General features: G+C 60.4%; 9 protein-coding genes. 6 read left to right on the top strand and 3 right to left on the bottom strand.

What is annotated here, in order from left to right:
- Positions 1 to 160 precede the first annotated feature (160 nt).
- From AAC035_RS11855 to AAC035_RS11840, 4 genes are all read left to right on the top strand, one after another.
- A complete protein-coding gene (locus tag AAC035_RS11855; RefSeq protein ID WP_339804331.1) occupies positions 161 to 1,345 on the top strand; it encodes an acetyl-CoA C-acyltransferase in 1,185 nt (394 codons plus the stop codon).
- Positions 1,345 to 2,124, top strand: a complete 780-nt coding sequence (locus tag AAC035_RS11850; protein WP_339804328.1) for an SDR family NAD(P)-dependent oxidoreductase — start codon at positions 1,345 to 1,347, stop codon at positions 2,122 to 2,124. The genes AAC035_RS11855 and AAC035_RS11850 overlap by 1 nt, the downstream gene beginning before the upstream one ends.
- A gap of 101 nt (positions 2,125 to 2,225) precedes the next feature.
- Entirely contained in the window at positions 2,226 to 3,389 is a 1,164-nt protein-coding gene (locus AAC035_RS11845; RefSeq protein WP_339804325.1) for an AI-2E family transporter, read from the top strand.
- 130 nt (positions 3,390 to 3,519) lie between these two features.
- Positions 3,520 to 4,596 carry a GGDEF domain-containing protein gene (locus AAC035_RS11840; RefSeq protein ID WP_339804322.1) on the top strand — a complete coding sequence of 359 codons (1,077 nt, stop codon included), beginning with the start codon at positions 3,520 to 3,522 and terminating at the stop codon, positions 4,594 to 4,596.
- Here the strand turns inward: AAC035_RS11840 and AAC035_RS11835 are convergent.
- The 3 genes from AAC035_RS11835 to AAC035_RS11825 are packed head-to-tail and all read right to left on the bottom strand — an operon-like array spanning position 4,565 to position 9,668.
- Positions 4,565 to 5,326: an AAA family ATPase gene (locus AAC035_RS11835; protein WP_339804319.1), complete on the bottom strand. Its 762-nt coding sequence runs from the start codon at positions 5,324 to 5,326 to the stop codon at positions 4,565 to 4,567. The genes AAC035_RS11840 and AAC035_RS11835 overlap by 32 nt on opposite strands.
- Positions 5,323 to 8,439, bottom strand: a complete 3,117-nt coding sequence (locus tag AAC035_RS11830; protein WP_339804316.1) for an efflux RND transporter permease subunit — start codon at positions 8,437 to 8,439, stop codon at positions 5,323 to 5,325. The genes AAC035_RS11835 and AAC035_RS11830 overlap by 4 nt, the downstream gene beginning before the upstream one ends.
- Positions 8,436 to 9,668: an HlyD family efflux transporter periplasmic adaptor subunit gene (locus AAC035_RS11825; RefSeq protein WP_339804313.1), complete on the bottom strand. Its 1,233-nt coding sequence runs from the start codon at positions 9,666 to 9,668 to the stop codon at positions 8,436 to 8,438. The genes AAC035_RS11830 and AAC035_RS11825 overlap by 4 nt, the downstream gene beginning before the upstream one ends.
- 322 nt (positions 9,669 to 9,990) lie before the next feature.
- Here AAC035_RS11825 and AAC035_RS11820 point away from each other — a divergent pair, with 322 nt between their 5' ends.
- The gene (locus AAC035_RS11820) at positions 9,991 to 11,298 is read left to right on the top strand and encodes a sensor histidine kinase (protein ID WP_339804308.1); all 1,308 of its coding nucleotides are present in this window, start codon (positions 9,991 to 9,993) and stop codon (positions 11,296 to 11,298) included.
- Positions 11,288 to 11,642 (top strand): response regulator (locus AAC035_RS11815; RefSeq protein ID WP_339804306.1); only part of this gene is annotated, 355 nt, incomplete at its 3' end. The genes AAC035_RS11820 and AAC035_RS11815, both read left to right, overlap by 11 nt.

Below are 11,642 nucleotides of genomic sequence, written 5' to 3'. Positions count from 1 at the left end.
TTTCTCCGCCGCAATTCACGGTCCATCCCTGGACCGGCCTTGCTCCGCGCCATCCATGGCGCTGCTGCGAAAGCATACCCACCGGGTGAACGGCTCCGAGAATGTCCGCCAACAGACTCCACGAACAGAGTCTTCGAAATTTTAAACAGAGGAAAACATCATGAGAGAAGCAGTCATTGTATCCACCGCCCGCACCCCGATCGGCAAAGCCTTCCGTGGCGCGTTCAACAACACCAAGTCTCCCACCATGTCCTCCTTTGCCATCAGCGCAGCGGTCGAGCGCGCAAAGGTTGATCCGGCGGAAATCCAGGATCTGGTCATGGGCAGCGCCATGCAGTCCGGCACCTCCGGCTGGAACCTCGGTCGCATGGCCGCCTTTGCTTCCGGACTGCCCGATACCGTCAGCGGCATGACCATTGACCGTCAGTGTGCCTCCGGCCTGATGGCCATTGCCACTGCCGCCAAGCAGATCATGGTTGACGGCATGGACGTTGCCATCGGTGCTGGCCAGGAAAGCATTTCCCTGGTTCAGCACAAAAATGGCGAGCTGATGGTCAGCGCCAAAGACGAAAACGTCATGAAGCATGCGGCCCACGCCTACATGCCCATGCTGGAAACCGCTGAATACGTCGCCAAGAAATATAAGATCAGCCGCGACGCCCAGGACGAGTATGCCCTGCAGTCCCAGCAGCGCACCGCTGCCGGCCAGCAGGCGGGCAAGTTTGATGACGAAATTGTTTCTGTGACCACCACCAAAGCTGTGGTGAACAAGGAAACCAAGGAAGTCACCTACGAAGAAGTCACCCTGAACAAGGACGAAGGTAACCGCCCGGAAACCCAGCTTGAAGGCCTGCAAAGCCTGAAAGCCGTTATCGAAGGCGGCTGCATTTCCGCCGGTAACGCCAGCCAGCTGTCCGACGGTGCCAGCGCCTGCGTGCTGATGGATTCCAAGCTGGCAGAACAGCGTGGTCTGCAGCCCCTGGGTGCTTACCGTGGCATGGCCGTCGCCGGTCTGAAGCCGGAAGAAATGGGTATCGGCCCGGTCTTCGCCGTGCCCAAGCTGCTCAAGCAGCACGGCCTGAAAGTGGACGACATCGGCCTGTGGGAACTGAACGAAGCCTTCGCCTGCCAGGTTCTTTACTGCCGCGACACCCTGGGTATCCCCAATGACCGCCTGAACGTCAACGGTGGTGCTATCTCCATCGGTCACCCTTACGGCATGAGCGGTGCCCGCATGGTTGGTCACGCGCTGATCGAAGGCAAGCGCCGTGGCGTCAAATACGTGGTCGTCACCATGTGTGTGGGCGGCGGTATGGGTGCTGCAGGCCTGTTCGAGGTACTGTAATGAGCAACCCCCTTGACGCATTTTCGTTAAAGGGCAAGACCGTCATGATCACTGGTGCGTCCAGTGGTCTTGGCGCTCACTTTGCCCGCATCTGCAGCCAGGTTGGCGCAAGGGTTGTCATCGGTGCGCGCCGGGTTGAAAAACTCACCGCGCTGGCCGATGAAATTCGTGGCGAAGGTGGTGAAATTCTGGCGGTGGCCATGGATGTGACCGACCGCGCCAGCGTTGAAGCGGCCTTTGACGAGGCTGAAAAGACCTTTGGTGTGGTGGATATCACCCTGAACAACGCTGGCGTCGGTGGCGCGGCCCGCGCTCTGGACATGACCGAAGAGGAGTGGCGCAACATGCTCAGCACCAACCTCGATGGCGTCTGGCGCGTTGCCCAGTGCACCGGTCAGCGCCTGTCAAAGGCGGGCAAGCCGGGCAGCATTATCAACATTGCGTCCATTCTCGGATTACGTGTCGGTAAAGGCCTGAGTCACTACGCCACCTCCAAGGCGGCGGTGGTGCAGCTGACCAAAGCTCTGGCCCTGGATCTGGCCCGCTACAACATTCGGGTCAATGCCATAGCTCCTGGTTACTTCCGCACTGAAATCAATGATGACTTTTTTGAAACCCAGGCGGGTCAGGACTTTATCCGCAATGGTGTGCCGATGCGCAGGCTGGGGCAGCTGGATGAGCTCAATGGCGCCATGCTGCTACTGGCCAGTGACGCCGGTCAGTTCATGACCGGTTCTGTGCTGGCAGTTGATGGAGGCCACCTGGTCAGCCCGCTGTAAAGCGGGTCTTAACAAACGTTAACACGTCACAGTTACCCTGTACCTGATATACCTATTATTGCAATCATCAGATTTCAATTCTATCGGGTGCAGGGAATGCTGTGACAAACGACAAAAGCCCCACAACCACGACATCGTCAGAACCGGAAACAGAGCACCCGGCGATTGCCACCCAAGCCGTTAACCTGGGTGGTGTTGCCCCCGTCATCCTTGCGGTACTGGGTACCATCTTATTTCTCGACTGGGCCAAAGCGGTCATGCTGCCTCTGGTGGCCAGCGTTCTCATCAGCTATGCCCTCGACCCTCTGGTAACTGCCCTGGAGCGATTACGAATCCCTCGTCCCCTGGGCGCCGGCGTCGTCATATTGTCCATGCTGACTGCATTGTCGTTCGCGTTTGTGCCTCTGCAGAAGGAAGCCATGGCGTTTCTGGACAAGGTGCCTGAGGCGGCACACCAGTTCCGGCAGAACAGCTCCCTGCGCGATGACGGCGAAGAAGGCGTTATGGAAAAGGCGCAGAAAGCGGCCAAGGAAATCCAGCAGATTGCCCGCTCCGATGATGAGGCGCCGGAAGACGCCGAGATTCCGGCCACCGCCGTGCGAGTGGTGGAGCGGCCATTCGATATCAATGACTTCCTGATCGACAGTTCATCTCGGGCACTGGTTCTGACCACCCAGGTGTTTTCGGTACTGCTGCTGGTGTACTTCGTGCTGGCCACCGGTGGCCTTTACAAGCGAAAAATTGTCAAGATGTCCGGCCCCAGCTTTCACGGCATGCGCCAGGCGGTGCGGGTTCTCAACGAATTCCATCACCAGGTGCGTCGCTTTATCTTTGTGATGCTGATCGGCGCCCTGTTTGTCGGTGGCGTCACCTGGCTTTCGTTCCTGCTATTTGGTGTTGAGCAACCAGTGTTCTGGGGCGTTGTTGCGGGGGTGGCCAGTGCCATTCCTTACCTGGGCCCCTTCCTGGTGTTCATCGGCGTGGGGCTGGCAGCATTTCTGCAATTTGGCAGTGCGGAAGCGGCCGTTGGTGTCGCTGTCCTGTCGCTTCTGATTACCAGCATCCAGGGCAACCTGCTGACACCCTGGATGACCAGCCAGATTTCCAGCCTCAATACCGTTGCCATATTCATTGGCCTGTTATTCTGGGGCTGGCTCTGGGGCCCGGTCGGACTCATCATGGCAACACCCATTCTTATGATTGCAAAAACCCTGTGCGATCACGTCGCCAATCTGCGTCCGCTGGGCGAACTGCTGGGCAAGTAGCCATGCTCGCCAGCTCAATGAGACCTGAGAATATAGCTGTCTGCCGGTTTCCATTCGCCGAAAACTGTGATCAAATCGACAAGCATTGACCTATCGCCCAGAGCTACACTCTCCTGGATGAACTCCTGACATGGACAGACACCCCGATACACTCAGTCAGCTGGCTCGTCCTCACCGCAAAGCGGTACTGGTAGCGCTCCTGTGGATCACCTTATCCGGCGGTATTCTGTTTGCATGGCTGAATATCCAGAACAATGCGATACCGGTGGCCATCGTCGAGCTGGTCATGGCCGGCTTTTCCGCTTACATGCTTTATGCCGTTCGCAAAACGGCGCATCTTGAGCGCTGGATTCTCGCCTACATTATTCCTTTTTTTACCGCCATGATGGTGGCGGTGGCCACCCCCAGAACCAGTGCCACGGTTTATGGCTGGGTGTTGCTGATACCGCTGGTCAGCCACCTGTTGCTGGGTCGCCGCTGGGGTCTGATCCTCTCGTTATTCTATATCGGCTGTGCCGCAGTGATTTTCTTCGTGCAGAATCACCAACGTCCGGAACTTATGGATGTCCGCTCGCTGGCCAACATGGTAGTTCTGACCACCTGTATTCTCGCTTTTTCCCATGTCTATGAAATCAGCCGGGAACGTACCGAAACCCAGTTGCTGCACATGGCCCAGACCGATTTTCTGACGGGCCTGGCCAATCGCTCCAGAATGAAAGTGTTTTTTGATCGGGAGAAAGCCCGGTCCCTGCGTGAGGCTCAGCCGCTGGCCCTGCTGGTCATCGACCTGGACCATTTCAAGAACATCAACGATCGTTTCGGCCATGAGGCCGGGGACGCTGCCCTGGTATTCTTCTCCAAACTTCTTGAGAAACGGTTGCGAGCCACCGATCTGGCCGGGCGCCTGGGCGGCGAGGAATTCGGAATAATTCTGGTGAATACCGGTACCGCCGGCGCCATAGACGTTGCCGAGGGCCTGCGACAGGCACTGGCCAACAGTGACTGTCGCTATCAGGAGACGTCAATACCGCTGACCATGAGCATTGGTGTTGCCGAGTTCGGCCCCGATGGTGATAGCCTGCAGGGACTGCTGACGGCGGCAGATCAGCGGCTGTACCAGGCCAAGGCCAACGGCCGCAACCAGGTGGTACCGGCACCCTCCTCAGCAGCACCCGCTACAGACCAAGCGAGCCCTTTCCCCGGCTGAGACTGCGCCACAGCAGACGATAGGCCAGCGCCGCCGCAGATCTGGGGGCAAACCAGTGCACCGGCTGACGCATCTCTCCCATTCTTTCGACGTCACTGGCGTAGGGGATATAGCCCGGCGCCAGCCGCTTGAGGTGCTTCGGAGGAGACACCAGCAGTTCCCGGTGTAACTTCTTGCGACGATCCGCCATGGTCCAGAAGGGCTGGAACTTGCTTCGGTCAAAGCCCTTTTCCTGGGCAAACGCCTGAATCTGTTGCCAGCTGTTCAGCGAGAGCCAGGTCGGCACCAGCGGCACCAGAATTCGGTCAGACACCTCGAACACCTGCTCCGCCAGCAATGACAGGGTCGGCGGGCAGTCCAGCACCACCAGGGCGTAATCCTCACTGAGGGGGGCCAGCCAGGATTTCAGGGTGTTGCCATCGCCGTGCTTCTCCAGCTGCAGATCGATGTTGCGGAAACTGACATCGGCCGGAATCAGATCGAGATTCTCGATGCCCGTGGCTACGATGGTCTGACCGATCGGCGTCTTGCCCTTCACCATTTTTCCAGCCTTGGCGGTACGGGCGCTGGTATCACCGGTGTTGCCAAAATACCAGCTGACCGCGCCCTGGGGGTCAAGATCCCACAGCAGGGTCGGCAGGCCAGATTCCGCCGCCAAAGCGGCGATATTGGAGGCCGTCGCGGTCTTGCCGACGCCGCCCTTGAGGTTATGAAATGCAATCACTCTCATGCCCGCACACTCCCTTTGTCTTCCTGCCCTGCATGGGCATGTTCCAGCAGGGACAGCAGCGCTGGTATCACCAACAGCACCAGAAACGTCGATAACGCCAGGCCAAAGGCAATGGACGTCGCCATGGGAATCAGGAACTGGGCCTGCAGCGAGGTTTCAAACATCAGCGGTAACAACCCGCCAATGGTGGTCAGGGAGGTCAGTAATACCGCCCTCACCCGTTGCACCACGGCCTCGTTAAGCGCCTCGTCGATGGCCAGCCCCTTCTTGCGTTCATTCTGGTAAAAGGACACCAGAATGATGGCGTTATTCACCACGATGCCCGACAGTCCGAACAGCCCGAACATGGAGAGCACGGTCAGGTTCAGCCCCATGGCCCAATGGCCCAGCAGCGCGCCGACCAGGGCAAACGGAATGATCGACATCACTATCAACGGCGTGGTCCAGGAGGAGAATACCCACACCAGAACCACGTACATCAGGGCAACACCGACCAGCGCTCCGGTTTTCATATCGTCCATGGTATCCCGCTGGTCCGCCGAGCGTCCCTCAAAACTGTAGCGAATGCCGTAGGTCTCCATCAGGGCCGGCAAGGTATGGGTCTGTAACGAGGCCAGCACATCCGCCGCACTGGTTTCGCTGGCATCAATATCAGCGGTCACTTCCACCGCCAGCAGGCTGTCGGCGTGGCGCAGGGTTTCAAAGCCCTGCTGAGGCTCCACCGCCATCACCTGGGTCAGGGGCACGAAACGGCCGTCCGGTACCCGCACACTGAGCCGCTGCAGGGTGCCCAGGTGCTCCCTCTGCTCCCGGGGCAATTGTACCCTCACTTCTATTTCATCCCGGTTATCCTGATAGATCTGTACCAGGCGGCCGTCAAACGCGGCCCGCAATTGCCGTCCCAGATCCACTGTAGTCAGGCCAAGGGCTTCACCCCATGGCGTCACCCGGTAGATCAGCTGTTCCCGCCCCCAGGGCATATCGTCCTCGGTATCCAGCACCCCTGGCAGAGAGCGCAGGGATTCCGCCAGGGATTCTGCGGCCCGCTTGAGCACAAGAGGATCAGCGCCGGTAAGCCGAACATTCACGTCCTTGCCCGGAGGTCCTGCCTGACGCTCGCTGATCACCAGGTTCGCCAGTCCGGCGGGAATCCGGATCCGCTCCCGCCAGGCCCGGATAAACTCCGGATTGCGGATATCCCTGCTGTCCGGGTCCGCCAGCTCTATCATCATCGCGCCTATGTCATCACCGGCACGGGTGCCACGGCCGGAAGCAAGACCGGCGCCGTGAGTCGTCACTGCGTGCAATACCAGACCGTCCCCCAGTGCCTGCTCGGTGGCATTGAGAGTCTGTTCCATGTGACGCAAAAACTTATCCACTGTTTCACGGTTGGTGCCTGCTGCAAAACTGGCGTTGGCGTAGAGCACACTGGGCTCGGGAGTCGGGAAGAAGGTGAAGCCAATACGCCCGCCCGTCAACAGGCCGACAGTAACCAGCGCCAGCGCCAGTACCGAGGACAGCGTAATACCCCGATGACCCAGACTCCAGGCGGAGGAGCGGCGGCAAGGCCCGTTGCGGAAGCGGTCGAAACGAGCTTCAAAATCTGCCCGGAACCGCGCTACCCGCCCCGGTGGTTTCCTGATCCGCGGTACAAAGGCGTGGCGCAGGTGGGCAGGCAACACGATAAAGCACTCCAGCAGCGAGGCGATCAGCACACAGATCATCACCACCGGAATATCACCCAGGATATTGCCGATCACGCCACCCACCACCAACAATGGCATGAAGGCCGCCACTGTGGTCAGAGAGGACGCCACCACTGGCCAGACCATTCGCCGGGCGGCACCCTCCGAGGCATAGAGTGGGTTTTCTCCCATCTGAGCATGAGCATCGGCATCTTCCCCCACCACAATGGCATCGTCGACAATGACCCCCAACGCCATGATCAACGCAAACAGGGAAATCATGTTGATGGACCCGCCGTACAGCCACAGCACCCCGAGCGCCGCCAGAAACGCCGTTGGAATACCCACCGCAACCCAGAACGCAACCCGGCCCGGCAGGAACAGGTACAGCAACACCAGAACCAGCACCAGGCCGCCAAGACCGTTGCTGATCAGCAGGGATATCCTCTCGTCAATCAGTTGCCAGGTTTCATCGTAGACTTTCATCTTCACTGAGGGTGGCAGCCCGGGGCGGGTATCCTCCAGCCAACCCTCCAGCACCTGGGCTGCCTTCAGTGAATGGCCCTGCTCTGCCCGCAGCAGTTGCAGCTCTACGGCGGGCAGTCCGTCCTGGCTCAGGGTGACCTGCTGCTCTCGGGATTCCTGACGGATAATCGCCACATCCCCCAGCCGGATACGGGTCTGCTCGCCGCCGATCAGCGTCATGGCACCAAAATCAGACGGGCTGCGGCCCTGGCCGGTGGCCCGCAACTCCCGGGTGGAATCCTGCTGCCCCAGCAGGCCCGCCGGAATGTCCCGTGACAGTGCCTGCACCCGATCACCAATATCGTCCAGGGAAAGTCCCAGGGACTCCAGACGCTCGACGGGTATCTCGATGCTCATCTGTTGCATCGGCAGACCCCGGAGTTCAATCCGGTCGATACCCCGCTGCAGCAATTCATCTTCGAAGCGGTGGGCCAGATAGCGCAGCTCATCGGGATCCAGATCGCCGTAGAACAACAATCTGGCGACCGGTTCGTAACGCCCGACACGGCTGATCCGGGGCACTTCGGCATCGGCCGGCAGGTTGCCGAACTCACTCACCTGCTGGCGCACATCGTCCACGGCTTCGATGGGATTGACGCCCTCCGTGAATTCCAGCGTGATGCTGGAAATACCCTGCGCCGAGGTGGAGCTCATCCGCTTCAGGCCCTCAAGGCTGCGCAGACGTTGCTCCAGGGGATCGGTTATGCCCTGCTCAATGTCCTCCGCCGCCGCGCCACTCCAGACCACCTGAACGGTGACCACATCCAGTTCGAAGGACGGAAAGAACTGGATATTCATCCGGGTCAGGGCCAGAGCGCCGGCCAGCAACATCACAATCATCACCAGGTTGGCGGCTACCCGGTGATGAACGAAAAAGCCGATAACGCCGCGACCACGCTTCATTCAGCGTCTCCGGCCACCGTGGTCACCCGCAGCCCGTTGATGGCGTTGGGAAGATGGGTAATGACCAGGGTTTCGCCGCCCCGCAGCTGCTCGCTGCGCACCAGGGCATGGTATTGGCCGTTGGCCTGCAGCTGATCCCCCACCCGGGTCACGGTGATCCGCTGCAGGCGCTCGTCTTCATCCACCAGATAGAGGCCGTCATTGCCATAAAGCGCGCTGTAGGGCACCGCAATGACATCGGCTTGCGCAGGCAGCCGGGCCACCACCGGCACCATATCACCGGGGCGCAGCAACTCACGCCCCTGGACAATCCGGAACTGTCCCGTGGGACCGGCGGCATCGCTCTCACCGGCAAAACCGGTCAGACGAAAGCGAACCGTGTCATCCAGTGTTGAGGCCTCCACCACCTGCCCCCCTGCCAGCGCCTGCTGAAGCTGGTGGCTGTAGAGCGCCGGTACACGAGCGTGCAGTTCCAGGGTATCCGGTGCGTAGAGCGACACCATGGCGGTTCCGGCGGCCACCCGGTCACCAACACTGACCGCAACCCGGGTAACAACACCGGCCATCGGTGCCAGTAATTCGCTGCGCGCGGCATCCCGACGGGCACTGGCCAGTGCCGATTCGGCCCGGGCGAGTCTCGCCTGCAGACTGCGTAACCGTGCCGGGTGTTCGGTTACCGACTGCTGGCGCAGGGTGACCGCCAGCTCGGCCCGGTCGAGGGCATCCCGAACGGCATCCAGATCGGTCTGGGACGCCAGATTATTGTTAACCAGAGACTGGGTGCGCTCGAACTGGCGACGGGCGCTGTCCCGAATGCCCTGCTCCCGTGCCAGCGCCTGACGGTCGCTGCCAAAACGCACCTGCTCGTTGTCGATCTGGGCCTGAAGGTCCGCCACATCCGCTTCGGTCTGGGCCAGCAACGGCTCTATATCCCTTGAATCCAGCGCCAACAAGGGCTGCCCCTGGTCGACCCGATCACCATCAGACACCTCCCGGCTGGCCACCACGCCGGCTACCGGAGCCGACAGCGTAGCCAGCGACGGCGCTGCAATCTGACCATACAACGGCAATGACGGCTGATGGCTGGCAAGCTCAACCACCGTGACCGCCACCGGCCAGCTGCGCTCACCCGGAGCCACCACATCCGGCTGGGGACGGGTCATTCTGAGAATCACCAGAACCATCACTGCCAACAGCAGGATGATCAGGGGAATGAGCTTTTTCAACATACTGCAGGCTCCAGACCGGCGGAGGAAGGCGTACACCCGGGACAAACACAAGAGTATAGACGTAACACACCGGCAGCGCGGAAGGTGTTGACCACAATCATGAAAAAAGGGATTGGCATGAAGGGTTTCCGGGTGACAGACTCAAAAAAGCCCCCGGCGGAGACTGCATGCGAGTGCCGGGGGCGAGAGGTCTGTAGAGTCGGTAAAAACCAACTACGAAAATAATAACCGGACAGGCCGCAGATGTTGATGAGACACAATGTCGCGCTGCCAGGCACTGGCGAAGTCAGCCACCAGGGTGAAAACCCGCTAGAATGCAGCCATGAAACAACACACTCTGTCTCAGGCCGGTTTCCAGCAATCCGCCCGTTATCTGTTGCTGATGCGGCTTTCCATCGCCAGCATGCAGTGGCTCGCACTGACTGCGCTCTGGTTTCTGGCGCCGCCTCTTGCCGGTCCGGTACCTTTGCTGCTGACCCTGGGCTATGCAGTGTATGCGGCCGGCAGCTGGCTGTGGCTGAGCCAGCATCCCCCCAGCTTTCCGTTTCTGGTGTCACTGTCGCTGCTGGCGGACCTGCTGTTCCTCAGCCTCTGGCTCGCGTTGACCGGTGGATTTACCAACCCGCTGGTTTCCCTGCTATTACTGCCTCTGGCCACCGGGCTGGTGCTGATTCCGTTGCGACACAGCCTGGCACTGACGCTGGCCGCCATCTCGCTGTATTCCCTGCTGATGCGATTTCCGCCACCCCGTACCATGGATCTGAGCGGCGTCAATTATATGCAGCTGCACCTGATGGGTATGTGGGGCACCTTTGTGCTGACCGCACTGATTCTGCTGGTGGTAGTGGGCGCCCTGGCGCTGCGGTTGCGGGAGCAGCAACAGGCGCTGGCGGCAAACCGGGAGAACCGCCTGCGGGACGAGCAGATCATCGCGCTGGGTCTGTCTGCCGCCAACGTCGCCCACCGCCTTGGCACCCCGCTTAACACCATGACCCTGGTGCTGGACGATCTCCACCACCTGCCCGACGCCGCACCCTTTGAAGAGGATATCATGCTGTTGCAGCAGCAACTGGGAATATGCCAGCGACAGCTGAGAACCATGACCGAAGCCGCCACCCGTGCCCGCGAGGCGGCCACCGAAGACATCGAACTACAGGACTGGCTGCAGCGCCTGAAAGAGTCCGCCACTCTGCTGTGGCCCGGCGCCACCGTCCGCTGGCCGGTGCGCCCGCCACGCTGTCTGCTGCAGGTGGACGCCACTCTCGACCAGGCCCTGCTGAACCTGATTGCCAATGCCCTTGAGGCCAGCCCGGAAGGTGTTTCCATTGAGGCAGAAGCCACTGGCAGACGCCTTCACCTGCGCATCATTGATCACGGCGAAGGCATCAGCCGGGCTCTGTTCGGCCATTCCGGCCAGGGTCCGGTGCCATCCGAGAAAGGGCTGGGGGTCGGCCTGTTCCTGTCCAACGCCACCATTCAGCGCCTCGGTGGCCAGCTCAGCGCCGAGACCGCCAGTCCCGGGCAACCACAAGGTACTAGCCCAGGAACTATCCAGGGCACAACAATGGTCATCGACCTGCCGGTAACCGACTTCCAGCCGATCAACGGAGATCTGCAACATGAACACTGAACATTGGCTACTGGTGGATGATGACGAGATTTTCCTGGCCACCCTGTCCCGGTCGCTGTCCCGACGAGGCCTGGCCTGCACCACTGCGAACACACCGGATGCCGCCATCGACGCCCTGCAGGCACAGCCCTGCAGTCATTGTGTATTGGACCTGAATCTGGCGGGGGAAAGCGGCTTGCAGCTGCTGCCGCAGTTACTGAAGGCACAGCCGGACCTGCGGGTACTGATGCTGACCGGGTATGGCAGCATTGCCACCACAGTGGAAGCCATGCGACGTGGCGCCGTGAACTATCTGTGCAAACCGGTCACAGCCGACCAGATCATTGCGGCCTTTGGGCCCGGTG

This window comes from uncultured Marinobacter sp. (assembly GCF_963974375.1).
Lineage (GTDB): Bacteria > Pseudomonadota > Gammaproteobacteria > Pseudomonadales > Oleiphilaceae > Marinobacter.
The sequence above is the reverse complement of the archived record's forward strand: the minus strand, read 5'-3'. Positions and strand labels throughout refer to the sequence as shown.